This is a genomic window from Chromobacterium sp. INPA-IVC (assembly GCF_059047085.1).
The window spans coordinates 540,855-566,753 of sequence record NZ_JBTNLS010000001.1 but is presented as its reverse complement, the minus strand read 5'-3'; the positions used below and the strand labels follow the sequence as shown (position 1 = coordinate 566,753).

At 65.7% G+C, this 25,899-nt stretch carries 27 protein-coding genes; 14 read left to right on the top strand and 13 right to left on the bottom strand.

Annotated features, from left to right (window positions below; genetic code table 11):
* Window positions 1-444 precede the first annotated feature (444 nt).
* A complete protein-coding gene (locus ACX17K_RS02415) occupies window positions 445-1,092 on the bottom strand; it encodes a response regulator (RefSeq protein ID WP_046156899.1) in 648 nt (215 codons plus the stop codon).
* On the bottom strand, window positions 1,089-2,984 hold the full coding sequence (locus ACX17K_RS02410; RefSeq protein ID WP_493773531.1) for a type IV pili methyl-accepting chemotaxis transducer N-terminal domain-containing protein: 1,896 nt from the start codon (window positions 2,982-2,984) through the stop codon (window positions 1,089-1,091). Before ACX17K_RS02410 ends, ACX17K_RS02415 begins: the two co-directional genes overlap by 4 nt.
* 138 nt (window positions 2,985-3,122) lie before the next feature.
* On the opposite strand from ACX17K_RS02410, the gene mobB reads away from it, so the two are divergent.
* Window positions 3,123-3,617 carry a molybdopterin-guanine dinucleotide biosynthesis protein B gene (mobB, locus tag ACX17K_RS02405; RefSeq protein ID WP_493773530.1) on the top strand — a complete coding sequence of 165 codons (495 nt, stop codon included), beginning with the start codon at window positions 3,123-3,125 and terminating at the stop codon, window positions 3,615-3,617.
* Window position 3,618: 1 nt separating this feature from the next.
* Here the strand turns inward: mobB and moaA are convergent, their stop codons facing one another.
* Window positions 3,619-4,593: a GTP 3',8-cyclase MoaA gene (gene moaA, locus ACX17K_RS02400; protein ID WP_493773529.1), complete on the bottom strand. Its 975-nt coding sequence runs from the start codon at window positions 4,591-4,593 to the stop codon at window positions 3,619-3,621.
* Between the two features lie 284 nt (window positions 4,594-4,877).
* On the opposite strand from moaA, the gene ACX17K_RS02395 reads away from it, so the two are divergent.
* On the top strand, window positions 4,878-5,819 hold the full coding sequence (locus ACX17K_RS02395; protein WP_493773528.1) for a DMT family transporter: 942 nt from the start codon (window positions 4,878-4,880) through the stop codon (window positions 5,817-5,819).
* Between the two features lie 73 nt (window positions 5,820-5,892).
* Here the strand turns inward: ACX17K_RS02395 and ACX17K_RS02390 are convergent, their stop codons facing one another.
* From ACX17K_RS02390 to ACX17K_RS02355, 8 genes are all read right to left on the bottom strand, one after another.
* Window positions 5,893-6,462 carry a hypothetical protein gene (locus ACX17K_RS02390; RefSeq protein WP_493773527.1) on the bottom strand — a complete coding sequence of 190 codons (570 nt, stop codon included), beginning with the start codon at window positions 6,460-6,462 and terminating at the stop codon, window positions 5,893-5,895.
* Window positions 6,459-7,109 carry a DUF484 family protein gene (locus tag ACX17K_RS02385; protein ID WP_231163539.1) on the bottom strand — a complete coding sequence of 217 codons (651 nt, stop codon included), beginning with the start codon at window positions 7,107-7,109 and terminating at the stop codon, window positions 6,459-6,461. Before ACX17K_RS02385 ends, ACX17K_RS02390 begins: the two co-directional genes overlap by 4 nt.
* A 55-nt stretch (window positions 7,110-7,164) precedes the next feature.
* Window positions 7,165-7,995 (bottom strand): diaminopimelate epimerase, encoded by an 831-nt coding sequence (gene dapF, locus ACX17K_RS02380; protein WP_493773526.1) that lies wholly within the window; start codon window positions 7,993-7,995, stop codon window positions 7,165-7,167.
* A gap of 171 nt (window positions 7,996-8,166) precedes the next feature.
* Window positions 8,167-8,952, bottom strand: a complete 786-nt coding sequence (locus ACX17K_RS02375) for an anti-sigma factor family protein (protein ID WP_493773525.1) — start codon at window positions 8,950-8,952, stop codon at window positions 8,167-8,169.
* Window positions 8,949-9,419 carry a sigma-70 family RNA polymerase sigma factor gene (locus ACX17K_RS02370; protein WP_493773602.1) on the bottom strand — a complete coding sequence of 157 codons (471 nt, stop codon included), beginning with the start codon at window positions 9,417-9,419 and terminating at the stop codon, window positions 8,949-8,951. Before ACX17K_RS02370 ends, ACX17K_RS02375 begins: the two co-directional genes overlap by 4 nt.
* A gap of 26 nt (window positions 9,420-9,445) precedes the next feature.
* The gene (locus ACX17K_RS02365) at window positions 9,446-10,426 is read right to left on the bottom strand and encodes a YncE family protein (RefSeq protein WP_493773524.1); all 981 of its coding nucleotides are present in this window, start codon (window positions 10,424-10,426) and stop codon (window positions 9,446-9,448) included.
* 28 nt (window positions 10,427-10,454) lie between these two features.
* The gene (locus tag ACX17K_RS02360; protein WP_493773523.1) at window positions 10,455-10,829 is read right to left on the bottom strand and encodes a COG4315 family predicted lipoprotein; all 375 of its coding nucleotides are present in this window, start codon (window positions 10,827-10,829) and stop codon (window positions 10,455-10,457) included.
* 146 nt (window positions 10,830-10,975) lie between these two features.
* Window positions 10,976-11,539: a C40 family peptidase gene (locus ACX17K_RS02355; protein ID WP_231163544.1), complete on the bottom strand. Its 564-nt coding sequence runs from the start codon at window positions 11,537-11,539 to the stop codon at window positions 10,976-10,978.
* A 320-nt stretch (window positions 11,540-11,859) separates the two neighbouring features.
* On the opposite strand from ACX17K_RS02355, the gene ACX17K_RS02350 reads away from it, so the two are divergent.
* Window positions 11,860-12,864 carry a substrate-binding domain-containing protein gene (locus ACX17K_RS02350; RefSeq protein ID WP_493773522.1) on the top strand — a complete coding sequence of 335 codons (1,005 nt, stop codon included), beginning with the start codon at window positions 11,860-11,862 and terminating at the stop codon, window positions 12,862-12,864.
* A gap of 6 nt (window positions 12,865-12,870) precedes the next feature.
* Here the strand turns inward: ACX17K_RS02350 and ACX17K_RS02345 are convergent, their stop codons facing one another.
* Together ACX17K_RS02345 and ACX17K_RS02340 are read right to left on the bottom strand one after the other, a co-directional pair.
* On the bottom strand, window positions 12,871-13,602 hold the full coding sequence (locus tag ACX17K_RS02345) for a substrate-binding periplasmic protein (protein WP_493773521.1): 732 nt from the start codon (window positions 13,600-13,602) through the stop codon (window positions 12,871-12,873).
* 218 nt (window positions 13,603-13,820) lie between these two features.
* Window positions 13,821-15,734 (bottom strand): ATP-binding cassette domain-containing protein, encoded by a 1,914-nt coding sequence (locus ACX17K_RS02340; RefSeq protein ID WP_493773520.1) that lies wholly within the window; start codon window positions 15,732-15,734, stop codon window positions 13,821-13,823.
* 133 nt (window positions 15,735-15,867) lie between these two features.
* On the opposite strand from ACX17K_RS02340, the gene ACX17K_RS02335 reads away from it, so the two are divergent.
* The 11 genes from ACX17K_RS02335 to ACX17K_RS02285 all read left to right on the top strand — a co-directional run bounded on the left by ACX17K_RS02335 (window position 15,868) and on the right by ACX17K_RS02285 (window position 25,883).
* Complete coding sequence (locus ACX17K_RS02335; protein ID WP_231163548.1) at window positions 15,868-16,224, top strand: hypothetical protein; 357 nt, start codon at window positions 15,868-15,870, stop codon at window positions 16,222-16,224.
* Between the two features lie 5 nt (window positions 16,225-16,229).
* On the top strand, window positions 16,230-16,688 hold the full coding sequence (locus ACX17K_RS02330; protein WP_493773519.1) for a protein YgfX: 459 nt from the start codon (window positions 16,230-16,232) through the stop codon (window positions 16,686-16,688).
* A complete protein-coding gene (gene folC, locus ACX17K_RS02325) occupies window positions 16,685-17,953 on the top strand; it encodes a bifunctional tetrahydrofolate synthase/dihydrofolate synthase (protein WP_493773518.1) in 1,269 nt (422 codons plus the stop codon). Before ACX17K_RS02330 ends, folC begins: the two co-directional genes overlap by 4 nt.
* A gap of 7 nt (window positions 17,954-17,960) precedes the next feature.
* The gene (locus ACX17K_RS02320; RefSeq protein WP_493773517.1) at window positions 17,961-18,722 is read left to right on the top strand and encodes an SPOR domain-containing protein; all 762 of its coding nucleotides are present in this window, start codon (window positions 17,961-17,963) and stop codon (window positions 18,720-18,722) included.
* 5 nt (window positions 18,723-18,727) lie between these two features.
* A complete protein-coding gene (locus ACX17K_RS02315; RefSeq protein ID WP_493773516.1) occupies window positions 18,728-19,246 on the top strand; it encodes a CvpA family protein in 519 nt (172 codons plus the stop codon).
* A 98-nt stretch (window positions 19,247-19,344) separates the two neighbouring features.
* A complete protein-coding gene (gene purF / locus ACX17K_RS02310; protein WP_493773515.1) occupies window positions 19,345-20,871 on the top strand; it encodes an amidophosphoribosyltransferase in 1,527 nt (508 codons plus the stop codon).
* Between the two features lie 106 nt (window positions 20,872-20,977).
* Window positions 20,978-21,718 carry a substrate-binding periplasmic protein gene (locus ACX17K_RS02305; RefSeq protein ID WP_493773514.1) on the top strand — a complete coding sequence of 247 codons (741 nt, stop codon included), beginning with the start codon at window positions 20,978-20,980 and terminating at the stop codon, window positions 21,716-21,718.
* Between the two features lie 116 nt (window positions 21,719-21,834).
* Entirely contained in the window at window positions 21,835-22,980 is a 1,146-nt protein-coding gene (locus tag ACX17K_RS02300) for a methyl-accepting chemotaxis protein (RefSeq protein ID WP_493773513.1), read from the top strand.
* Between the two features lie 39 nt (window positions 22,981-23,019).
* Window positions 23,020-23,391, top strand: a complete 372-nt coding sequence (locus tag ACX17K_RS02295) for a response regulator (protein WP_021479097.1) — start codon at window positions 23,020-23,022, stop codon at window positions 23,389-23,391.
* A gap of 13 nt (window positions 23,392-23,404) precedes the next feature.
* Window positions 23,405-23,725 (top strand): STAS domain-containing protein, encoded by a 321-nt coding sequence (locus ACX17K_RS02290; RefSeq protein ID WP_493773512.1) that lies wholly within the window; start codon window positions 23,405-23,407, stop codon window positions 23,723-23,725.
* Entirely contained in the window at window positions 23,715-25,883 is a 2,169-nt protein-coding gene (locus tag ACX17K_RS02285; protein ID WP_493773511.1) for a chemotaxis protein CheA, read from the top strand. Before ACX17K_RS02290 ends, ACX17K_RS02285 begins: the two co-directional genes overlap by 11 nt.
* Window positions 25,884-25,899: the final 16 nt, after the last annotated feature.

Here is a 25,899-nt window from a genome sequence, read left to right as displayed (position 1 = left end):
AGGCAGGGGCATTCCACTCTGAACTCGTAATGCATGAGAGGGTAGCGCGGGTTGGTTCTAGAGCCTGTTCATGATCTTTGGCTTTGGGTCTAGTTTGTAAAAAACACGCTTTCAATGCGCCCGGTCCCTTCAAGTCTGCCGTCGGGTGAGAGGCCCGAGGTTTTAAGCGGCTGGATGTTCGAGCCCCGACGCTAGTGCGGGGAGTTCAGGCACGCATCGTGCCTGGCGGGAGCCGATGGGAAGCCACAGGCCAGGCTTGCAGGGGGTCAGGATGTCCGGACATGTTGTATCACTCAACAAATATCCCCTCCCTGCACGCCGGGGCGACCCGGCAATAAAAATGGCTATCCGCGAAGCGGATGCAAAGCCCAACAGAACGTGAACATGTTTTAGGCCCCCGAGCGACGGTAAGCATGAAAGCGAGGGTGCCAAACCTGGCGAGCATCAGACCTTGTCCAACCCATGCTCGACGGCATAGACCGCAGCCTGCACCCGGCTGCTCAGCGACAGCTTGCGCAGGATGTTCTGCACATGCACCTTGACCGTGCTCTCAGCCAGGTCCAGCGCGCGGGCGATTTCCTTGTTGCTGGAGCCGCGGGCCAGCCAGCTCAGCGTTTCCCGCTCGCGCGGGGTCAGCGCGTCGGCCTCGCTGGCCTTGGCTGCCGGCTGGCGCAGGCGGGCCAGCAGCTTGGCGGTCATTTCCGGCGACAGCACGCTGTCGCCGTCCACCGCGCGACGAATGCTGTCCAGCAGGAAGTCGGCGTTGATGTTCTTCAGCAGGTAGCCGCGGGCGCCGCCGCGCATGCATTCGGCCAGATCGTCTCCATCCTCGGACACGGTCAGCATCAGCACCGCGGCGTCGGGACAGCCGCTCAGTATCTGCGCCAGCGCCTCACGGCCGTTCATCACCGGCATGTCCAGGTCCAGCAGCACCACGTCGGGCCGCAGCAGCTCGGCCTGCTTGACGCCATCCAGCCCGTCGGCGGCTTCGCCGACCACCAGAAAGTCGTCCTGGCGTTGCAGCAGCGCCTTCAGGCCGCTGCGGAACAGCGTGTGGTCGTCGATCAGTAAAATGCGTATGGCTTGTGTCATGCGCTGGTGCGCTCCTCTTTGGGCAGGGTCAGTTCCACTGTGGTGCCTTGTTTCGGCGCGGAGCTGATCTGAATCTGGCTGTGTATGCGGTTGGCCCGCTCTTGCATGATGGACACGCCGACGTGGCGCGCGGATTTCGCCGCCAGCTGGCCGGAATCGAAGCCGCGGCCGTTGTCGCGGATGCGCATGCTGAAGCTGGCGGTGTTGTCGATCTCCACTTCCACCTCGCTGGCCTCGGCGTGCTTGCGGATATTGGACAGCGCTTCCTGCAGGATGAAGAACACTTGCAGCTGCTGTTGCGGGTCCAGCGGCTTGCCTTCGCCGCGCATTTCCAGCGCCACCGGCACCCGGGTCTGCTGCTCGAAGCGCTGCAGCAGCGTACGCACCGCTTCCGGGAATTCCTGGCGACTGATGCGGGTGCGGAAGTTGAGCAGCAGCTCCCTGACGTCTTCGTAGCACTCCTGCACGCCGGCGCGGATGAAGGCCAGGTTCTCGCGGGCCAGCTCTTCCTCGCGTGAATTCATCGCCTCTTCCAGCATCTGCGCCTGCAGATTGAGGAAGGACAGCGACTGGGCGATGCTGTCGTGCAGGCCCTGAGCCATCAGATTGCGCTCCTCGGATACCGCGAACTGGCGCTCCACCGCGCCCAGCCGCTGGTTTTCGATGGCGACGCCCAGATGCTGGCCCAGGGTTTCGATCAGCATTTGCTCGGCCATCGACAAGACGCGCTTCTGGCGGAAGTACAGCGTGAAGATGCCGACATCCTCGCGCTGGTTGCGGATATGGAACACAGCGATGGAGGCGAAGCCGGCCTTGCCGCAGTGGCGGATCTCTTCGCCTTCCAGCTCGCCGATATGGCGCAGCACGGCGAACGGCTGTTGCGCCGCTTCGCCGCAGTGACAGGCGTCGTCGGGGATGCATTCCTCGACCAGCGCCATCTCCTCGGGCAGCCCCTGCTGGGCGATCTGATCCAGCTTACCGCGCTCGGGGTCCACCAGCCTGGCGTTGGCCGCGTCGGCGCCGGTCAGCTGCATCAGCCGGCCGATGAAGCCGTGGCAGGTTTCGTCCAGCGCGCGCTGCTGGTGCAGGAAGGAAGTCATGTCGTACAGCGTTTTCAGCCGCAGGTTCTGTTCTTCCACCTCGCGGGTTTTCTGCCGGACCTTGCTTTCCAGGTTCTGGTACAGGTCCTGCACCCGGCCGGCCATTTGGTTAAAGCCTTCGGCCAGCATGCCGAATTCGTCCTGCCGGTCCACCTTGACCCGCGTGTCCAGCTCGCCCTCGCGCAGGCGGCGTATCGCGTCGCTCAGGGTGTTGACCGGGTTGATCACCATCAGGAACAGCATGTAGGCCATGGTCACCGCGCCGGCCAGCGCCATCGCGATCAGCACCATCTGGAACATGCGCAGCAGATTGGTGTGGTTTTCGTTGTCGCGCTCCAGCAGGCCGACCAGGCTGTCTATCTCGGCGACGAAGGCGTGCAGCTGTTGGGTGGTGGGCCGGCTGCCGGCGGCCTGCAGCCGCGGGCGGATGTCGCTGCGCCAGCGTTGCTCCAGGCGTTGTTCCTGGGTGCGGATGTCGTGGTTGTCTGGGAGGAACAGCGGCCGGGCCGGGTCGCCGCGCTTCAGCCGGGCCAGCGTCTGATCGAAGCCTTCTATCTCGTCGCGCAGCAGGCGGTCTGGGGCCTGGGTGGACAGCAGGTAGGCAGCGCGGAAAGTGCGCATGCGCAGGCTGCCCACGTCGTTGATCGCGGCGGCGCCGCCCTCCAGCCGCCAGGACAGCGCCAGCGTGTAGCCTATCGAGACCAGCGCGATGAAGAGCGCCAACAGCGACAGCACCAGCAATTTGCTGGCCAGGGTCTGGAAGCGGGGAGGCGCGAGGCGGATGTCGGGCATGGGCGTGATTCTGCTTTTGGCGGATGGCGAACGGCGGCGGCGGGCTGCACAATAGGCAGTCGCGGTTATGGTTTAAATATTGATTGTCTTAACATAGCTTTTATCGGTGTTCGTGACAATCCGCCAAAAGGAGAAGGCATGCAAGCGGTACTGGGCATATGCGGTTATTCGGGCAGCGGCAAAACCACTTTGCTGGAGGCCTTGCTGCCCGCGTTGATTAGAAGGGGGCTGCGGGTGTCGGTGATCAAGCACAGCCACCACGACGTGCAGCTGGATTCGCCCGGCAAGGACAGTTTCCGCCATCGCCAGGCCGGCGCCTGCGAGGTGATGATCGTGTCCCCGCACCGGGTGGGCGTGTTCGCCGAGACCGCGCGCGAGCTGACGCTGGAGGAGCAGCTGGCGCGCCTGTCGCCGTGCGATCTGGTGCTGCTGGAGGGGCAGAAGAGCCTGGCTGTACCCAAGCTGGAAGTGTACCGGCCGGCGCTGGGCAAGCCGGCGCGCTATCTGGATGACCGGGATGTGATCGCGGTGGCCAGCGACGCGCCGCTGGCGGCCGACATCCCGGTGCTGGATCTGAACGACGCGGACGGGGTAGCGCATTTCATTGCCGCCTGGCTGGCGGATAAGCGGTGATTCAGCCGCCGGTCTGCGACATGAAGCGCATCACCTTGGCCGGCGCTTCGCGGAAGTCGTGTTTTTCCGGCTTCAGCTCGATGGCGGCGCGGATGGCGTTGTCCAGCTCGGCGTCGCTGCAGCCGGCGCGCAGCAGCGGCCGCAGCTCGAAACGCTGCTCCTGGCCCAGGCACAGGTAGAGCGTGCCGTCCACCGACATCCTCACCCGGTTGCAGCTGGCGCAGAAGTGCTGGCTGATCGGCGTGATCAGGCCCAGCGTGAAGCGGCCGTCGCGCGATCCCCAGTAGCGGGCCGGCCCGCCGCCCAGACTGACGCTGAGCTCGGACAGGCCGAAGCGGCGGCCCAGCCGCTCCAGTATCGGCGCCAGCTCGCTGCCGCGGGTGTCCCGGCCGCTGTCGCCCATCGGCATCGCCTCGATCAGGCGCAGGATGAAGCCGTGCTCGATGCAGAATTCCGCCATCGCTTCGATATCGCCGTCGTTGACGCCGGCGATCGGCACCATATTGATCTTGATCCGCTCGAAGCCCGCCGCCTTGGCGGCGGACAGGCCGGCTAGCGCCTTGGGCAGGCTGTCGCTGCCGGTCAGCTCCGCCACGCAGTCGCGGCGCAACGAATCCAGGCTGACATTGAGCCGGCTCACGCCGGCGCGGCGCAGGCCCTCGGCATGGCGTTCCAGCTGGGTGGCGTTGGTGGACAGCGAGAGATCGGAGAGGCCGGGCAGGGCGGATAGCCTGCCGGCCAGCAAAGGCAGGTCGCGCCGCAGCAGCGGCTCGCCGCCGGTCAGGCGGATGCGGCGCGTGCCCAGGCGGACGAAGGCGGCGGCGACGCGTTCGATCTCGTCGAAGCGGAGCCAGTGCGCGGGCTCTTCGAAGCCTTTGAAACCCTTGGGCAGGCAATAGCTGCAGCGCAGGTCGCAGCGGTCGGTGACGGAAAGCCGCAGGTAATCAATGGCGCGGCCGAAGCGGTCGGACAACATGGTGCATCCTTAGGGGACTGCCGATATGGTGGAAATTGTATGCCGGACTCGGCGGCGCGACAGTTCCCTGGAGGTGGGAGGCGGTCTAGCTATTTAGTCGTAGAGGGTGTGTGTTGGCTTGATTTGGCTCTGGCGAACGTAGTTTGCGCGATTTTGTTCTTTCTTGAACTTTTCTTCCTGGCATGATTTTTTAATATATAAAATATTCCATTATTTGATTATTTATTGAAATAATACGTCTTTGAATTATTGTAAAATGGCACAAATTATTTACATTTGCCGCCATGCCCGCCATTCATTCTCAACGCAACGCTTACATCCTGCTGGTGCTGACCATGCTGATGTGGTCCACCAACTTCGTCATCGCCCGCGCGCTGCATACGCAGCTGGGGCCGTTCACGCTGGCTTTCGCCCGCTGGGGCATCGCCCTGGCCTGCGTGCTGCCGTTCGCCCTGCCCAGGCTGGGCCGCAACTGGAGCAAGCTGCGCGCGCAATGGCCGTTGCTGCTTGTCCTGGGCCTGTTCGGCATCGGTCTGACCAATACCTTCGTCTACTGGGCGGTACAGACCACTACCGCCACCAACGCGGTGATCCTCAACAGCGCGACGCCGGTGATGGTGCTGCTGCTGGGCTCGCTGTATTTCCGCCAGCGCTTGAGCAGCCGGCAGTGGATGGGCATGACGCTGGCGTTGTGCGGCGCGCTGTTGATCGTGTTGAAAGGCAATCTGCTGGAGATCGGCGGCTTTCATTTCAGCGGCGGCGACCTGTTCGTGCTGGCCGGCGGCCTGAGCTGGGCCATCTACACGCTGGGCCTGCGCAAGCTGAAGCAGGGCATCGATCCAATGGTGCAGATGGCCGCGCTGCTGCTGGTGGGCGAGGCGGTGCTGCTGCCGCTGTTCCTGGGCGAGCTGTCGTCGCGCGGCCTGCCGACGCTGGACGCCGGCGCCGCGGCTAGCTTGCTGTATCTGGGCGCGCTGCCTTCCGTGGTGGCTTATCTGCTGTACAACCGCGCCATCGCGATGGTAGGCACCGCCAAGGCGGCGGCTTTCCTGTACCTGATGCCGGCTTTCGGCGCGATGCAATCGATCGCGCTGTTGGGCGAAGAGCTGCATTGGTATCACGCGGCCGGGCTGGCGGCGATTTTCGGCGGCATCGCGCTCAGTTCCCTGAGCCGCGGAACTGCCCGGGCGAGCGCCGGCGCGGCGCTGAGGGCGAAGGAGTCCTGATCCGGCAATCCGGCCAAAACGACAAGGCGGCGCTTTTTAGCGCCGCCTTTTTTATGGCCGATAGCCGGTCGGGCTAGGTCAGGTACAGCAGCAGCGGCATCACGCGCACCGTCAGCCAGGCCAGCGCGACCGGCAGGATCAGGCACAGCCCGCCCCAGAAGATCCAGGAGGTCTCGCAGTCGGCGCGTCGGCGCATTTCCATCAACTGCAGCCGGTAGACGAGATAGCTGATGACGGCGACCAGCGGCGACACCAGCACATAGGCGGCCATCGGCCGCCATTCCAGCCATGGCGACAGCGCCATCACGCCTAGGTGCAGCGCCAGCTGGCTGGAGCACAGCGCCGCCAGCCGCAGGTCGCGGCCCGGGAAGCGCCAGGCGCGCCGGCCCACGCGCATGTGGACCGCCGCCCACATCGCCGCGGCGATGCCCAGCCAGGCGTAGGGATAGAACAGCGGCAGGACCAGAGGCTCGATCGATACCGGCTCCGGATGGTGGTCCAGCAAAGCGGCCAATATCAGATAGGCGGCCAGGAAACAGGCGACGGCGGTGCCGTCGCGGCTGTGGACCAGCCGCCAGGCCATGTGCAGCGAAAACAGGATGAGAACGAGCAGCAGCAGAATTCCGACAGGCGTCGCCGTCATGCAGCCTCCAGCGCCGACAGCAGCGCGGCGGATACCAGCTCGCCGATCTGGGCCAGGTACTGGGTGTGCATGTCAAAGGTGAAACGCTGGGAGTCGTCGCTGGCCAGCACCAGGATGCCGAAGGGCTGGCCGCCGGCATCTTTCAACGCCACTTGGGCGAAAGATTGCAGCACCGGCGTGGGGGGGAACCAGCTCAGCACCTCGTCGTTGACGTAGGGCCCGCAATACGGCGCGACCAGATTGCGGGCCAGGCCCTGCACTTCGCTGCGGGCGTTGTAATGCTCGGCGTCCTTCTCGGCGGCGGGGTGCCACAGTTTCAGCGCGGCGCGGTCCAGCTGGAATTCCTGGCGCAGCTTGCCTTTCAGCTCGGCGATCAGCTCGCCGGGGCCGCGCGCGGCCAGCAGGGCCAGCGTCAGGCGGTGCAGCCGGGCCAGCAGGAGGTCATTGTCCTGGCCGCGTTCGATCAGCTGCTGCAGCTGGGCCTCCAGCTGGCGGTTCTGGTCCTTCAGCTCCAGCATCTGGCGCTCGACGAAGGAGATCACGCGCTCGCCGTTCTGCGGCGTGGCCTGCAGGCTGTAGCGCGCGGCGTGCTGCTGCAGGAAGTCGGGATGCTCGTCGAGAAACGCCAGGACTTGTTCGCTGTGCATCTGCCTTGTCCTTTCCTTATCGGGATGCGGAAATGGGTTGGTGTGGCGGCGGGGGTTAAAGTTCGATTTCGCCCTGGAAAACGGTGACGGCCGGGCCGGTCATGATCACCGGGCTGCCTTCGCCGGCCCATTCGATCACGATGTCGCCGCCGCGCGCGTGCACGGTGACGCGGGCGTCCAGCAGGCCCCAGCGGATGCCGCAGGCCACCGCCGCGCAGGCGCCGGTGCCGCAGGCCAGCGTCTCGCCGGCGCCGCGCTCGTAGACGCGCAGGCGGATTTCGCCGCGGTTGACGATCTGCATGAAACCGGCGTTCACCCGTTGTGGAAACGCGGGATGGCTCTCGATGCGCGGGCCGATTTCGGCCACCGGCGCGGCGTCCACGTCATCCACCAGTTGCACCGCGTGCGGATTGCCCATCGACGCGATGCCGATCTCGCAGGCGCGGTCGCCAAGCGGCAGGGTGTAGGCCGGCGCTTCGGCGTCGGCCAGGAAGGGAAGGTCGGCGGGTGAGAAGCGCGGCACGCCCATGTCGACGCGGGCCAGGCCGTCGCCCAGGTATTCCGGCGCGATCACGCCGCGCGCGGTTTCCACTTCGATCCGGGTCTTGCCGGTCAGGCCCTGGTCGCGGACGAATTTGGCGAAACAGCGCGCGCCGTTGCCGCATTGCTCGACTTCGCCGCCGTCGTTGTTGAAGATGCGGTAGCGGAAGTCGTGGCCCGCTTCGCGCGCCGGCTCCACCAGCAGCAGCTGATCGAAGCCGATGCCCAGCTGGCGGTTGCCGAGCAGGCGAATCTGCTCAGGGGCGAGGGACACGGCCTGGCGCACGCCGTCGATGACCATGAAGTCGTTGCCGAGGCCGTGCATCTTGCTGAATTTCAGTTTCATCGGTGTCGCGTGGCGATGCATTGTGGATGGGCCAGCTTAGCACAGCCGGGCGCGAGTTACATCGGCCCGGCCGCGCGGCTGGCCTCCTTCCTGACGTTGCATTGCGCCGGCTTGTCGCAGCCTGCGTCGGCGCGCCCAAGCCCGGATGCTCGGCTGGGCTTTGCCAGCGGCTCAGCCGCCCGCCAGCTGCCGTTGCGCCAGCGCCGCCAACTCGGCCAATTTGCCGCGCGGCATGCCGGCCGACAAGGCGTAGCCGCGGCCGCGCTCCCACCAGTAATAGACGTTGACCGGCCCCTGGCTGGCGAAGTGGAAGCCTTGCTCCGCTTGCGGCCGGGCGCCGTTGGCCACATAGAGCGTCACCCGCTGTCCGGAGGCGTCGTGGTACATCAGTTGGGCCACCGGGCCTTGTTCGCCGGGCAGCAGGCGCCCGCCTATCAGCTCATAGCCGGCCTGGGCCAGCCGTGGAGGCGTGATCGGGCTGCGCATGCGGCGCGAAAGCCAGGCGACCATTTGCGTTTCCTGGTCCGCGCCGATCTCGACCGGACGCTGGATGTCCGGGCTGTAGACCACGTGCGCCATCGCGGCTTGGCGCGGCAGGCTGTCCATCGCCTGGCTTGCGATCTGCGCGGGCGGTTCGGCCTGGTAGGCTTGCCGTCCGTACCAGCCGCCGCCCAGGCCCAGCGCGAACACCAGCCCGGCGGCCATGGCCTGGCTCAGCCACGGCGGAGAGTAGCGACTGGCGGGCGGCCTAGCCGCGGCCAGCAGCCGGCTGGGCATGGGCTCGCGCTCAGCCAGCGCCCACAGCTCGCGCAGCGCGTCGTCCTGGCCGCGCCATTGGCCCAGCCGCTGGGCGGCATCGGGGTGCTTCTCCAGCCACGCTTCCAGTTCCGCCGCCTGTTGCGGAGGCAATTCGCCGTCGAGATAGGCTTGCAGCATTTCCTCGTTCGGTTCGGTCATGGCTCTGCGCCTCCATATTCAACCATCAATTGCCGCAGCCGCTCCCGTCCCCGGTGCAGGCGCGACATCACGGTGCCCACCGCCAGTCCCAGCGTTTTGGCAACATCCTGGTAGCGCATCTCTTCCACCGCCACCAGGAGCAGGACCTCTCTTTGCTCCTCGGGCAGCCGCGCGATGGCGCGGTCGAGGTCGCGCAGCCGGAGTTCCCGCTCATGGGCGGGCGGGACGGCCAGTTGCGTCCACTCTTCGCCGGATAGCTCGCAAGGCGGGCGGCTTCGCCGGACATGGTCCACGTGCCGGTTGTGCATGATGCCGAACAACCAGGGGCGGATGTCGGAGCCTGGCCGCCATTGCCGCCAGTTGCGCCAGGCCGATTCCAGCGTGTCCTGGACCAGGTCGTCAGCGTGCGCCGCGTTACGCTCCAGCACGCGGGCGTAGCGGCGCAGCCGGGCGAGGTTGTCCAGCAGCAGTCGATGAAACTGCCGCTCCGGTTCTAATTCGCCGATGGCTTGAGCTCCCTGGTGATCCGGCGCGTCGCCAAGTCGAGTTCCGCTACGCTCAGGTCTTCGTTCAGCACCCAGGCCTTGCGGCTGTCCTTGCTGAATGAGATGGCTTGGCGCGGGCCGGACAAGCCGCCGATCTGCGCGGCCGGCCGGAATGCCGGCAAGGCGACCTCGGTGAGCGAATCGCTCTTCAAATTGCCAGAGTACAGGACTTTGCCGTCGGGGCGCAGAGCGGCGCCATAGGGCTCGCGGCCTACGGCGACGGTGGCCGTGATCTTGCCGGACCGGGTATCCACCTTGGCCAGGGTGTCGTCGCCGCTGTTGGCCGCGTACAGGGTGCCGCCGTCGGCGGAGATCGAAATCGCGCGTATCTTGTTGAAGCCGCCGATCTCCCGGAGCACGGACAGGGACGAGGTGTCCACCACGCTCAGCTTGTCGCTGCGGAAGTTGGTGACGTAGAGCTCGGCGCCGTCCGGCGACAGCTTGACGCCCTGGCGCGGACCGGAGAAACCGGTGATCACCTTGCTGACCCGCCAGGCATTCAAATCGACCACGCTGACGGTATTGGATGCCTGATTGTTGATATAGAGGCGGGCGCCCTGGCGGTCGATGGCGCTGCCGAAGGCGCCGGGGCCCAGGGCCAGGCTGGCCTCCAGCGTCAGCGTGCCAGCATTCCATCGCTCCAGCAGGCCTTTGCTGCTGTCGGTGACGTAAAAGCGGCGTCCATCTGGCGCGAACACGATGTTGCGCGGGGTGATGAAGCCGGGCAGCGCGGCCTTGAGCCGTCCTTGCGCCAGGTCGTATACCTTCAGCTCGGCTGTCTGGCTATTGCCGGCTATCGCCAGGCTTTCATCGGGGCTGACCGCCAGCGTGTTGTTGCGGATGTCCGGATCGAAAGCCTGGGCGGCGGTTGAGATTTGCGCAAGCGCCCACAGCGCGGAGGCGGCCAAAAGGGAGGCGGTTTTTCGCATGCTGGTTTTCCTGGTTTGTCAGAGGGGGTCAGGGACGGGCGACTTGCCAGAGTTGCTTGAAGTTGTCGCCCTTGCGCTCGCCGGGCGCGAGGTCCTGGGTGAAGCGGTAGAGCGGCTTGCCGCGCCACGACCATTGCCGCGAGCCGTCGTCGCGGGCAATCAGGCCCAGATCGCCTTCCGGCTGGGCGTCCGCTTCGGCGGCCAGCGGCGGCCACAATGCCGCGCATGCGCCGTTGCAGGCGCTGCGGCCGTTTCCGGCCTGGTCTTTCGTGAAAACATAGAGCGTCATGCCGGCGGGGTCGGTCAGCGCGCCTTCGCGGGTCGATATCGGGGACGGCGCGGCCTGGATCTGCGCGGCGGCGAGCGCGGCGAGCATGCCGCCTAGCAACAGGGTGCGTTTCATCGATGGCTCCTGGTCGTGTGGTAGGAAAGCGGGACGTTTGGTCCGCGCTTGCAAGGGGTATACGCAGGGATGCCGCCGATTATTCCCGGCAAGGAGAAATTTTTTTGTTGGGGGGATGGCGAGGCCGCCGGGAGGCGGCCCGGTAATCAGGCGCGCAGCACGGTGCGCGCGCCTTGGTAGCGCGGCGCGAAGTAGACGTTGTCCAGCCGCGCGACGCGTATGGTGCTGTTGGTGCGCGGCGCGTGGACGAACTTGCCGTCGCCGATGAAGATGCCCATGTGCGAGAACGGCCGGTTCATGGTGTTGAAGAACACCAGGTCGCCGACCTGCATCTGGTTGTCGGATATCGGCCGCGCGATGCCGGCGATCTGCGCGGCGTTGTGCGGCAGGCGGATGCCGACGGCGTTCTGGTAGATGTAGCTGACCATGCCGCTGCAATCGAGCCCCGCTTCCGGATTGCTGCCGCCGAACTGATAGCCGCCGTCCAGCAGGCCTATCGTATACAGCAGGATTTCGCGGCCATTGCCGTCGGCGGTGATGTTGGACAGCGAGGTGTCGCCGCCAGGCTTGCCTGGGCGCGGGCGCTGCTGGCTGGTTTTCACCGGCGTGGTGCCGCAGGCGGCGAGCAGGGCCGCCAGGCCCGCCAGCGCAGCGCCTTGAAGCAGGCGGCGGCGGCTTGCGCCGTCGTCATTCAGCTGGGTGTCTTCCATTGTCGCTTGGACTCCTGTTGTTTCCATGCCGCGGAGGGTCTGTCCCCCTCGCATCGCGCGCCGCGGCGATTCGTCTTGCCCCCGCGCGCGGCGCGGGAAGGGCTGCTTTGGGGGCAGTATAGCGCGCGTCGGGGCGCGGGCCCGCGTCCCAGTGTAAATGCGGAAGCAAATCCGCTTATGGCCGGCGGATGGCGGATGCGGAAAGAATGGCGCGCCGGCGGGCATGGCGGCGCGGGGCCGCCCGTGATTTCCCATGGACATCGCGGCCGCCCGGCTAAAATGGAAACTCGATTCGAAATCTCTCCAGCGGGGGATGCGGCATGAATATTGTAACGGTCTCCACAATCGTTTTGAGGATCGCGTCGCTGATGCGCCGCGCCTTGCCGCGGGCATTGGCGATCTTCATCGGACTCGCCCCGCTGCATGCCCTGTCCGCTGAAATCGCCTACATCACCGCCAAGGCGGATCTGCCATTCTGGGATACGGTCGGCAAGGGCGTGAAGGCGGTGGCGGAGGCGAACGGCTACGCGTTTTCGGAGCTGGACAGCAAGCTCAGCGCGGAGATGCAGTTGAACAACGTCCGCCAGGCCATCGACCGCCACGTCGCGGGCATCGTGATTTCCCCGACCAACAGCAAATCGGCGGAGGAAGCTCTCACCCTGGCGCGTCGGGCCGGCATTCCGGTAGCCATCGCCGATATCGGCACCAGCGGTGGGGATTACGTCAGCTTCGTCAAATCGGACAACTACCGCGGCGCATACGATGTGGGCGCGGAGCTGGCAAAGGCGATGAAGGCGCGTAACTGGAGCAGCGGCGCCTACGGCATGGTCACCATCGAATTGTCGCGGAAAAACGGCCAGGACCGCACCAATGGATTCCGCGACGCGATGAAGGACGCCGGCTTTCCGCGGGAGATCGTGCTGCGGCAGATGAAGGACTACTCCGCCGAGGAGACTTACCGCTACGTCAAGGAAATGCTGGCAGTGCATCCGGCGGCGCGGGGTTTCTTCATCGAAACGGACCAACCGGTGGACGGGGCGATGCGGGCAATACGGGAGGTGGGCAAGGAAAAACAGGTGATGCTGGTTTCCTTCGACGCGATGCCGGACGTCGTCCGCCTGCTCAAGAGCGACGCCTTGGTCGCCGTGGGCATGCAGCAACCTTATCTGATGGGCGGCTCCGCCGCCGGCGCGCTGGTTTCACATCTGCGCGGCCATCCGCCGGCCAAGGAGATCCTGGTGCCCATCCTGGTGGCCACCAGCCGCAATGTCGACCAACTAATGCCGGTCGCCTCGAAAACGGTGTTCGGCAAACCGCTCAAGTGATCGGCCTCACGGCATCATCCGGGTCATTTCATTGTTGCGGATCAGATCGCGGATGGTGGCGTTGAACGACTGCTGCAGCGCGCGGCCGTCTTTCGACGCGCGGCTGAACTCGAAGTGCAGGCCGGTGGGCGTGTCGCCGGGCAGGTCGGCGCGACGGAGCGCCGGCCCGTTGAACAGGTCGCGCAGCGTGGCATCGCGTTCCGACAGGCTGTCGACCACTTCGCGGATTTCGATGAAGACGTCGCAGCGGCCTTCGGTGACCTTGGCGATCGCGCTGCGTTCGTTTTTCGAGCCGATGTCCTGGCGCGAGGGGTCGATGCCGAAGGTGTCCAGGCGGTTGCCGAACAGGCCGCACACGGTATAGCGCTTGAGGTCGGACAGCGCGCGCAGCGGCGCGCCCTCCGGGTGCTTTCTGGCGGAATAGAAATACAGGTGATGGACTTCGGCGTAGGCGTCGGTGGCCAGAAAGCGTTTCTCGTCTAGCTCGCGGGAGGGGACGTCGATGGCGATGTCGATCTGGCCGTGGGCGACCATTTCGCGGCAACGTTTCCACGGCAGTCTTTCGATGACCGCCGGTTCGCGTCCCGCCCGCCTCAGCGCGCGCTGCAGCACGTTGATGGCGAGCCCGGTATCCTGGGCGCCGCCGGCGAAGCCGGACGACGAGGTGAACACATACGGCGGAAAATCCACATCGGACGCGCAAGCGAGCGGCGCCGCCTGCGCGGCGCCGACGGTCATCGCCAGCGCTGCCGCGAGCCGCCAGCCTTGCCCATGCCGCGGTTTTCGGCTCTCGAGTGGCGCCACATGTCCTCCGCCCCGTGTCTGGTTGGGTCTTGGCGACGCAGGCCGCGGCCGGCGCGGGAGGCTGGATGGAGTCCGGGCGTCGCCTCTGCTCCTTCCGGTGTAGCCCATCCGCGGCCGGGCGGCAAAGCGCCGCCAAGCCCAACGGGCTGGGCTTAGCCGCCGCGTTGCTCCAGATCTTCCCAACGGGCCAGCTGTTCCAGCAGCAGCTCGTCGATTTCCTCAATGCGCTGTTGCCAGGCGATGGCTTCCTTGGGCGTGTCGCGGTAGCAGTTGGGATCGAGCAGGCGCTGGTTCAACTCGGCCTGCTCCGTCTCCAGCGCGCTGATCTGGTCCGGCAGCGCCGCCAGCTCGCGGGTTTCGTTGTAGGACAGCTTGTTGCGCGCGGCCTTGGGCTTGTCCTGGCGCGCGGGCGCGGGGGCCTGAGCGGTCTCCTTGGCCTTTTCAGCGGTAGTGAACTCGGCCATGCGTTTCTTGGCGTCCAGCCAGTCCTGGTAGCCGCCCGGATACTCTTCCAGCCGGCCTTCGCCCTCGAAGGCGATCACCTGGGTGACCACGTTGTCGAGGAAGGCGCGGTCGTGGCTGACCAGGAACACGGTGCCCGCGTACTGGGCGATCACGTCTTCCAGCAATTCCAGCGTGTCGATGTCGAGGTCGTTGGTCGGCTCGTCCAGCACCAGCACATTGGCCGGACGGGTGAACAGGCGGGCCAGCAACAGGCGGTTGCGTTCGCCGCCGGACAGCGAGCGCACCGGGCTCCTGGCGCGCTGCGGCGAGAACAGGAAGTCTTCCAGATAGCTCATCACGTGTTTCTTCACGCCGCCGATCTCGACGAAGTCGTTGCCTTGGCTGATCACGTCGGCCACGCTCATTTCCTCGTCCAGCTGCTCGCGGAACTGGTCGAAGTAGGCGATTTCGAGCTTGGTGCCTTGCTTGACCGAGCCGGAGTCGGGCTCGAGCTCGCCCAGGATCAGTTTGAGCAGCGTGGTCTTGCCGGCGCCGTTGGGCCCGATCAGGCCGATCTTGTCGCCGCGCAGAATGCGGCTGGTGAAGTCGCGGATCAGCTGCCTGCCGCCGAAGCCCTTGCCGACATGCTCCAGCTCGGCGACCAGCTTGCCGGAGCGCTCGCCGGCGTCCAACTGGAAGTTCACCTTGCCGACGCGTTCGCGGCGGGTGGACCGCTCGCGGCGGATCGCCTCCAGCCGGCGCACGCGGCCTTCGTTGCGGGTGCGGCGCGCCTCGATGCCCTTGCGGATCCACACTTCTTCCTGGGCGTGGAATTTGTCGAACACGCGATTTTGCTCTTCTTCGATGGCCAGCTCTTCGGCCTTGCGGGTTTGGTAGGCGGAGAAGCTGCCCGGGTAGCTGCGCAGGATGCCGCGGTCGAGTTCGATGATGCGGGTGGCGACGTTGTCGAGGAAGCGGCGGTCGTGGGTGATCAGCAGCACGCTGCCGGAGAAGCCTTTGATCAGGCTTTCCAGCCATTCGATGGCGGAAACGTCCAGGTGGTTGGTCGGCTCGTCCAGCAGCAGCACGTCCGGCTTGGACGCCAGCGCGCGCGCCAGCGCCACCCGTTTTTTCCAGCCTCCGGACAGCGCCGAGATGCGCGCGTCGGCGTCCAGGCCCAGATGGCTCAGCGTGGACGAGATCAGCGCGTCGAACTGCCAGCCGCCGCGGGCCTCCAGCTCGTGCTGGATGGTTTCCATCCGCGCCAGCGCCTGTTCGTGGTCGGCGTCGGCCTGTGTCAGCTGCTGGGTGACGTGATGGTATTCGGTCAGCAGCGCCTTCAATTCGCCCAGGCCCTCGGCCACCGCCTCGAAGACAGTGTGCTTGGGGTTGAATTCCGGTTCCTGCGGCACGTAGGCGACCTTGACGTCGCCCTTGGTGTTGATGCGGCCGTCGTCCAGCTGCACCGCGCCGGCGATGCCTTTCAGCAGCGACGACTTGCCCGCGCCGTTGCGGCCGATCAGGCCGACCGCCTCGCCCGGTTCCAGGGCGAAGTCTACGTTGTCCAGCAGCGCGTGGTGTCCGAAGGCGAGGCATGCCTTCTCGACGGTAATCAGGGCCATGTTCTGTGTGTCTTGCTAGATGGGAAAATACCGGCCAGTTTAACACGATGGCCCTGCCGGCGGACGGGTCGCCTGGCGGCTTCGGGGCTGATACAATGCGCGCCGAATCAACATTTGTCCGAAAGGTCCCGCCATGTATTTCGTCGACCGCGCCGTTGCCGTGATCAAACCGAAGCAACCGTTCCTGGATTGGCTGAACCAGCTGCCGGACACCGACATGATCGACCTGTCGCTGGACAGCCTGCGCAGCGATTGCACCGCCATCCTGCTGCCGGAGTTCATCGAGCCGGAAGAGGGCGTCGCCCACATCGACGAGATCAGCGAACAGCTGTTCAAGATGGAACTCGCGTCCTGGGACGAGGACGAAGCCCTGTGGCCCAAGGATTTGTCGCTGAAGGCGTTCTGGGAGTGGTTCGATGTGGAAATCCATTCCACGGTGATCGACAGCGTCGACGACGACATCACCAACAGCCCGGCCAGCGAGCTGTAAAGCCCATGCGCGAACGGCCGCTGCTGCAACCCTTCTCGGTGCCGCTGCGGCCGTCGCGGTGGTGGCTGGTTCTGGTGTCGGCCGTTTTCGCCGCCTACGCGGCCGTCGTGGCCTGGCACCTGCCGGCGGCTTATCTGATCAGCGTGCCGGCCGCCGCCTGGCTGGCCCGGCGCGCGCTGAGGTCCGACGGATGGCTGCGGGGCGACTCGCCGGAGCGGCTGGAAATCGATCCGCGCGGCCGCTTGTTCCTATGCCGCGGCGGTGAGCGGCGCGAGGCGGAGGTGCAGGACGATTGTTTTGTCACGCCGCTGCTGACGGTGCTGAGCGCCAGGCAGGACGGCAGGCGCCGCAGCGTGATGCTGTGGCCGGATTCGGCCGGCGCCGAAGCGCGCCGCCTGCTCAGAGTTTACCTGCTGTGGTTCCATCCGCCGCAGCCTGAAGAAGAGACGGAAACCCACCGATGACGATGAGAAAGACGCTGGACGACTGGCTGAGCTGGCAGGAAAGCCTGCATGGCGCCGTGATAGACATGGGCCTGGCCCGCGTGTCCCGAGTGCGCGACGCGATGGGTCTCAAGCCCGCCTGTCCGGTGATCATGGTTGCCGGCACCAACGGCAAGGGTTCCACCTGCGCGATGCTGTCCAGCATTTTCCGCGCCGCCGGCTTCAAGGTCGGCGCGTATACCTCGCCGCACATCCTGCGCTACAACGAACGCATCGCCATTGATCTGAAGCCGGCCAGCGACGAGCGCATCATCGCCAGCTTCGAGGCGATAGACGCCGCGCGCGGCGACACCACGCTGACCTATTTCGAGTTCGGCACCCTGGCCGCGGTGCACAGCTTCGTCGCCGAAAAGGTGGACGTGATCATCCTGGAAGTGGGGCTGGGCGGCAGGCTGGACGCGGTCAACATCTTCGAGCCGGACGTCTCCGTCGTCGTCAGCGTGGATCTGGACCATCAGGCGATTCTGGGCGACAACCGCGAGGACATCGGCTTTGAAAAGGCCGGCATCTACCGCCCCGGCAAGCCGGCGATCTGCGTCGATCCCGAGCCGCCCAAGCGGCTGCTGGACCACGCGGCGGCCATCGGCGCGGAGCTGAAGCTGTACGGCCGCGATTTCGGCTATACCCGGATGGACAACCAGTGGTCGTTCCGCTGCGGCGACCACGCCCGCCACGCGCTGCCCATCCCGGCGCTGCGCGGCGCTTACCAGATGGTCAACGCCTGCGGCGCCCTGGCCGTGCTGGAGGCGATCCGCGACAAGATGCCGGTGGGCATAGGCGCGATCAAGCAGGGGCTGGTGGAGGTGGAGTGGCCGGGCCGCTTCCAGGTGCTGCCGGGCCGCCCGGCGGTGGTGCTGGACGTGGGCCACAATCCGCACGCGGTCAAGGCGATGGTGGCTGCGCTCAAGCAGCTGCCGTACGCGGAGAACCGCTACGCGGTGTTCTCGATGCTGGCCGACAAGGACATGGCGGCGGTGGTTGAACTGGCGAAGGGCGAATTCGACCACTGGCTGGCCGCCGGGCTGGACCTGCCGCGCGGCCAGAGCGGCGAAGCCATCGCCGCGGCGCTGAAAAATGCCGGCGTCGCGTCGGTGTCCGCATTCGATACCGTCGCCCAAGCGTGGTCGGCAGCCTTATCGCGGGCCGGCGACAATGATAGAATCGTCGTTTTCGGATCATTCCACACCGTAGCGGAAGTGGAAGCGGCCCGGCGACACCCGGTTTGAGGAATGCATGGCACTGTCCAGCCACGATGAACTGATATTGCTGAGAAAGCGCGCCCGCCGCCGCCTGGTGGGCGCGGTGGTGCTGGTTTCCATCGCCACCGTCGTTTTGTGGAACGTGGTGGGCCATCTGCCGGAACAGCAGATGAAGCCCGAGTCCATCGAGATCATGGGCGGCGCGTCCGCGCCGGTGGCCGCTTCCGCGCCCGCCGCTGCTGCGAAGCCCGCCGCGTCGCAGGCGGTGGCGGACGCCGCCGTTCCGGCGCCCGCGTCCGGCGCCACCGAGTTGCCGGCCAACCTGTCTTCCGTCATCGCGCCGCCGCCGGCGGAAACCGCCAAACCCGCCGCGAAGCCGGCCCCGGTCGTGGCGGAAACCGCGCCGAAGCCGGAACCCAAACCCGAACCGAAGCCAAAACCAGAGCCAAAACCGGAAAAACGCAAGGAAGAGCCAAAGGCCGAGAAACCGCGCAAGGCGGACCCGGCGGCCATCCTGGAAGGGCGCGTCGATCCGGACAGCCATCCGTCCAAGTCCGAGCCGGCCCACGGCAAGTCGGTGATCCAGCTGGCGGCCTTGTCCGATCCGGCCAAGGTGGACGCGCTGCGAGGCAAGCTGTCCGCCATCGGCGTGACCGCCCACTTCTCCAAGGTGGAAACCAGCAAGGGCGAGGTGACCCGCGTCCGCGTCGGTCCGTTCGCCAGCCAGGCTGAGGCGCAGGCCGCGCTGCAGAAACTGGCCAAGTCCGGCATCAACGGCATCATTATCAACAAGTAGCCGCCATGACCGTGTTCGACTATATCGCAATAGCCATCATCGCCGGATCGGTGCTGATGGCCCTGATGCGCGGTCTGATCGCCGAAGTGCTGTCGCTGGGCTCGTGGCTGATCGCCTTCTGGTGCGCGAAGCAGTTTTCGCCGCTGGCGATGGCTTTCCTGCCGGCCAGCCTGCAGGGCGAGGGTTTGCGGATGGTGGCGGGCTTCGTGCTGGTCTTCTTCCTGGTGTGGCTGGCCACCGCCTTGCTGCGGGTGACGCTGACCGGGCTGGTGGACAGCATAGGCCTGGGCGCGGTCAACCGGCTGCTGGGCGGCATGTTCGGCCTGGCGCGGGGCATGGTGCTGGTGACGGCGCTGGTGCTGCTGGGCGGCTTGAGCAATCTACCGCAGAAACCTATGTGGAGGAACGCCGTGCTCGCGGCGCCATTCGAATCTCTGGCCTTGTCATTGAGGCCATGGTTGCCGCCAACGATGGCGGACAATTTGCACTACGACTCGCCCGGCGGCTTGCCGCCGGATAGTTAGGCGAGAGAGGCGGAATATCTTGATATCTTTACTTCAAGATTCCGCCTTTTTCTTTTGGGCTTTTCCTTTTCAGCAAGTTGGGATAGAGGGCATTAAAGATGTGTGGAATTCTAGGCGTGGTCGGTCAATCGCCGGTCAATCAGCTGCTGTACGACGGTTTGCAGGTGCTGCAACACCGCGGACAGGACGCGGCCGGTATCGTTACCGCCAATGGCAAGACCTTTCACATGCACAAGGGCAGCGGCATGGTGCGCGACGTGTTCCGCACCCGCAACATGCGTTCGTTGTTGGGCAACGCAGGCATCGCCCATGTGCGCTATCCGACGGCTGGCTCGGCTTCCTGCCTGGCGGAGGCCCAGCCGTTCTACGTCAACTCGCCCTTCGGCATCGTGCTGGCGCACAACGGCAACCTGACCAATACCGATGAGCTGAAGGCGGACATGTTCCGCAACGACCTGCGGCACATCAACACCAATTCCGACTCCGAAGTGCTGCTGAACGTGTTTGCCCACGAAGTGGCGCAACGGGTGACGGGCCACGAATTGACGGTGGACGCGGTGTTCGGCGCGGTCGAGGCCGTGCATCGTCGCGTCAAGGGCGCCTACGCGGTGGTGGCGATGATCGCCGGCTTCGGCCTGGTGGCTTTCCGCGACCCCAATGGCATCCGGCCGCTGGTGATGGGCTGCACCGAAAACGACGGCAAGACCGAATACATGTTCGCGTCGGAATCGGTGGCGCTGGATTGCTCCGGCTTCAGCCTGCTGCGCGACGTGCAGCCCGGCGAGTGCGTGTACGTGACCTTCGACGGCGACATGCACAGCCAGATCTGCGCCGAGAACACCCGCCTCGCGCCTTGCCTGTTCGAGTACGTGTACTTCGCCCGTCCGGATTCGGTGATCGACGGCGTGTCGGTCTACCAGTCCCGCCTGAACATGGGCGAGATGCTGGCGGAGAAGATCCGCCGCGATCTGCCGGGGCTGGACATCGATGTGGTGATCCCGATTCCCGACTCCAGCCGCCAGAGCGCGCTGCAGCTGGCCAACGCGCTGGGCCTACCGTACCGCGAGGGCTTCATCAAGAACCGCTACATCGGCCGCACCTTCATCATGCCGGGGCAGGCGGTGCGCAGGAAGTCGGTGCGCCAGAAGCTGAATCCGGTGCCGCTGGAATTTACCGGCCGCAATGTGCTGCTGGTGGACGACTCCATCGTCCGCGGCACCACCTCCAAGGAAATCGTGCAGATGGCGCGGGATTCCGGCGCCAAGAAGGTTTATTTCGCCTCGGCCGCGCCGGCGGTGCGTTTCCCCAATGTCTACGGCATCGACATGCCCACCCGGGCTGAGCTATTGGCCACCGGCCGCGACGAGGCGGAGATCGCGCGCGAAATCGGCGCCGACGTGGTGATCTACCAGGATCTGGACGCGCTGCAGGACGCGGTGCGCAGCGTCAACCGCGAGTTGGGCCTGTTCGAGAGCTCCTGCTTCGATGGCCAATACATCACCGGCGACATCACCGAAGCCTATCTCGACGCCATCGAGTGCGCGCGGCTGGACTTGAAGGACAATGGCGGCAGCGAGCAGATGATAGACCTCAACCTGAACGTGGCTGAGCAGAATCTGATCTGACCCGCCTGAAGGCCTGGACTATCTTGAAGAGTCCAGGCCGGTTCTGCGCCAAAGAGGGCGTTCCGGAATCGGGACGTCCTCTTTGTCTTTATGGAGCGCGCGAATCTTGTCCCGCTTGCTCGTCTTGCTGTGCCTGCTGTCCGCCTTGGCTGCCGCCGGCGAGCGGCCGCTGGAGCTGGTCACGCTGCAATACCCGCCTTACCAGTACCAGGATGGGGCCGAGGTGAGGGGCATCGCGGTGGATGTCGTGCGCGAGGCCTTCCGCAGGATGGGGCGGTCCGTCCGCGTCGGCGTCTATCCCTGGGGACGCTCGCTGGCGATGGCGGAGTCGGGCCAGGCGGACGCCGTCTTCACGCTTTACAAGACGGCCGAGCGCGAAGCCCGGCTGGACTATTCCCGCCAGGTGCTGATGCCGCAGGAGGTTTCGCTGTTCGTGCTGCAGGATTCCCCGATCCGTTTCGATGGCCGATTGAGCCAATTGGCCGGCTATCGCTTCGGCGCGGTGAGGGCCGTCAGTTACGGCGCGGTCTTCGACGCGGCGGTGAGGCAGGGCGGCATTCGCATCGCGGAGATGGCCGCCAGCGGCGAGCAGAACCTGGACAAGCTGCTGGCGCGGCGTTTCGACATCCTGGTCAGCAACCGGCTGGGCGCCTGGGACATCATCCGGCGGCAGCATGCCGAGGCGCTGGTGCGCGAGCTGAAACCGCCGGTGGAGCAAATTCCCAGCTACATCGCCTTCGCGCGCAAACCTGAACTGGCCGGCATGCGGGATCGTTTCGACGCCGCGCTGGAAACGATGAAGCGGGACGGCAGCTACGGCCGCCTGGTTTCGATCGAGGGGCCCTGAATTCCATCGGGTTTCTTGACAGTCCTGTCGGCGGCAACTTAAGTAAAACCACACACCCGCCGGTCGCGACGGGCGGCGCCGACTATAAGATTCCTCATTGGCGGGGGCATGTTTGAATGGGAAACAGGAGCAAACCGCTGTTCATCTTCGCCGGGCTGAGCCTGGCGGCGATGGCGGCGTTGGTGTGGGTGTCGCCTTGGCTGGGCTGGCTGATCCCCGTGCTGGGTGGCGGCGGGCTGCTGTTGGCCTGGGGCGGGGGCGACGCGCCCGAGGCGCTTCTAGAGGCGTCCGCCGCGGCGCCTGCGGCGGATGACGACGAAAGCCTTGAGTTGCTGCAGCAGGTGATCGCGCGCTGGGAGGGCAACCTGCAATTGGTGATCGAGCAGTCGGTGAGCGGCGGCAATCAGCTGGCGGGCACGTTGACCGGGATCGCGGATGGACTGCACGCCACTATCCAGGCGGCGAGCTCAACCTCGGACGACGTCGGCAGCGTCAGTCTGGAGCAGATGGTCGCGGACGCCGGCCTGCGCAGCAAGGAAATTTCATCGGTGCTGGCGGAGATCGTCGGCCACCGCCAGCAGTTGATCGAAGAAGTCTCCCGTCTTTCCACCTATTCAGGCGAACTGCTGGGCATGGCGGACCAGGTCGGCCGCATCTCCAACCAGACCAATCTACTGGCCTTGAATGCCAGCATAGAAGCCGCGCGCGCGGGCGAAAGCGGCCGGGGCTTCGCAGTGGTGGCGGACGAGGTGCGCAAACTGTCGCAGCAATCCGAGCAGACCGGCAAGCAGATGTCGGAAAAGGTGGTGGAGATCAACGGCGCGCTGGAGCAGACCCGCCAGACCACCACCAGCCTGGGCGCGCAGGACGCGGACCGGGGCAACAACGCGCTTGGGCTGCTGGATGATTCGGTTAGGGACTTCAGCGCCGCCGCGGAAAGGCTGGCCCAGGTCAACCAGAGGATGCAGACCGAAGGCTCTCGCGTGGAAAAGGAGCTGCACGCCTCGCTGATCGCCCTGCAGTTTCAGGATCGGGTCAGCCAGATCGTCCAGCATGTGGCGCAGGATCTGAAGCACATGCTGACTCATCTGGAGGCGGTGCGCGAGGCGCGCCGGCGCGGGGAAAAAGGCCCCCGAATCGAGCCCCGGGAGTGGCTCAAGCGCCTGGAATCCACTTACACCACGCTGGAGCAGGCCGCGCTTCATAAGGGCGGCGACGGCGGAAAGCCCGCGGCGTCGAGCGGGGATGTCGACTTCTTCTGATGTTTGATCGAGTTTTTCGGACTTATCCCGGAGAGATTCATGCCCAGCAAATCCATTTTGATCGTTGACGACGCCGCCAGCATCCGCGCCACCGTCAGCATCGCGCTCAAGGGGGCGGGTTACGAGGTGATCGAGGCCTGCGACGGCAACGACGCGCTGGCCAAGCTGAACGGCGTCCGCGTCAATCTGGTCATTTCCGACGTCAATATGCCGGGCATGGACGGCATCACCCTGCTCAAGCGGCTGAAGGAGGGGGCGGCCACCCGTTTTCTGCCAGTGATCATGCTGACCACAGAAGGCAGCGACGACAAAAAGATGCAGGGCAAGGAGGCCGGCGCCAAGGCCTGGATCGTCAAACCTTTCGACCCGGCCAAGCTGTTGGATGCCGTGTCCAAGCTGATTCAGCCCTGAACCGGAGCGCGCCATGGCCTTGCTGCTGCAACAGGATGGCGGAACGACGCGGGCGGCGCTGGACGGAGAGCTGACCATTTTCACCGCGGAAGAAATACAGGACGAGCTGCTCGGCCTGCTCAATCACGAGCAGGTGGAGCTGGATATGTCCGGGATCACGGAGCTGGACGGTTGCGGCGCGCAGTTGCTGAGCATCATGCTGGCCGAAGCCGCCAGGCTGGAAAAAACGGTGGCGATCACGGCTGGCAACCCCTTGGTGGACGAAGTGGGCGCATGGCTGGGCTTCCTGCCGCCGGGCGGGAATGGGCAAGGAGAGGCGGTCGATGGATCTTAGCAAGGCCAAGGAGGTTTTCTTCGAAGAGTCGCGCGAGCTGTGCGATGGGTTGGAATCGGCGCTGCTGGACCCGGTCGCCTATCCGCCGGGAGAGGAAACCTACAATCTGCTGTTCCGTACCGCGCACACCATCAAGGGCTCCGCCGGAATCTTCGGCCTGGACGCGCTGGTGCGCTTCGCGCATGTGATGGAAAACGTGCTGGAGCGGCTGCGCTCCGGCCAGGTTTCGCTGAGCGACGACCTGATCACGCTGCTGCTGGCCTGCAACGACCATCTGCGCCGCCTGCTGGACGCCAGCGCGGTCAGCGACGAGATGGCGCAGCGCGATCTGCCGGAAGGCGAACCCTTGCTGGCCGGCTTGAAGCGCTATCAGGAGGGCCGGGCGAATGAGGCGCCGGCCGAGAGCGCGGAGGCGGTGGCCGCGGCGGCGGAGACGGGATCGGACGCGGGCGATGTCGAGACGGGCAGTCCGTATTGGCAGCTATCGCTGCGCTTTCACCCGGACACCTTCCGCCACGGCTTCGACCCGCTGTCTTTCCTGCGCTATCTGGGCAGCTTCTGCGTCTTGCGCGATGTGACCCCCGTCTGGCGGAACTGGCCGCCGCCGCAGTTGCTGGACGTGACCGAATGCTTCATCGGCTTCGATCTGGCGCTGGAAACGGACGAGGGCCGGCAGCGCATCGCCGACACTTTCGAATTCATCGCCGAGGACAGCCATATCGGCATCCTGGCGCCGCGCGCGCCGCTGGCGGACTATCTGGCCGAGGCGGAGGCGCTGGGCGAGCCGCTGGAGGAGCAACTGCAGCGCTGGACCGTGCGCGGCGCGCTGACCGCGGACGAGGCGGATCGCCTGCGCAGCGGCGATGTGACGGATCCGGTGGAGGATGCCGGATTGCCGGATGCGCCGGCTGCCGCGCCCCGGGAAGCGCCTCAGGCCGGCTCGGTTCCGGCCAAAAGCGGACGCGGCGACAGCTATATCCGCATCGAGGCCAGCAAGCTGGACCGGCTGATCAACCGCGTGGGCGAGCTGGTGATCGCGTCGGCGGGCACCAAGCTGATCGCCCAGAGCCGCGGCGACGGCGAGTTGCTGGAATCCGTGGCTGTGATCAACACCCTGGTGGAAAGCATACGCGATGACGCGCTGACGCTGCGCATGGTGCCGGTGGACGAGATATTCAGCCGCTTCCCGCGGATGGTGCGCGAGGTATCCAAACAGCTGGGCAAGGCCATCCAGCTGGAAATCAAGGGAGGCGACACCGAGATCGACAAGTCCATGGTGGAGAAGCTGAACGATCCCTTGATGCACATCGTCCGCAACGCGGTTGACCACGGGCTGGAGTCGGCGGAGAAGCGCCGGGCAGCCGGCAAGCCGGAGCAGGGCACCGTGACGCTGAACGCCTATCACGACGCCGGTTCGGTGGTGGTGGAGGTCAAGGACGACGGCGGCGGCATCAACCGCGAGAAAGTGTTGGCCAAGGCCATTGAGCGAGGACTGATTGCCGAGGGCCGGCTGTTGAGCGACCAGGAAACGCTGCAGCTGATTTTCCTGCCCGGCTTTTCCACCGCCGACGCAGTCAGCGACCTGTCCGGCCGCGGCGTCGGCATGGACGTGGTCAAGCGCAATATCGAGGCGCTGCGCGGCGAGATAGAAATCCAGTCCCAGCCAGGCATGGGCTCCACCTTCCGCCTGCGGCTGCCGCTGACGCTGGCCATCATCGACGGCTTCCGGGTGGAGGTGAACGATTCGGCGCTGGTGATGCCGCTGGACATGATGATCGAGTGCGTGGACATGCCGGACGGCGCGATGAGCCACCATGCCCGCCAGATCAATCTGCGCGGCGACTGGCTGCCCTTCGTGTCCTTGCGCGAGCTGTTCGGCCTGCCGCCGTCGGACCATTCCGAATACATCGTGATCGTCCATTACGGCGAATACCGGGCCGGCATCGTGGTGGACAAGCTGATGGGCGAGGTCCAGGCGGTGATCAAGCCGCTGGGCGAGTTGTTCAAGTCGCTGCGCGGCATCAGCGGCTCCACCATCCTGGGCAACGGCAAGCCCGCGCTGGTGCTGGATATTCCGCAGTTGATACACCACGCCTGCCGGCGGGAGCGAAGGCAGATCAGACAGAGCGCCGAGGCGCTGCTGGGCGACAAGCAATAAGACCGATATTCGGGGT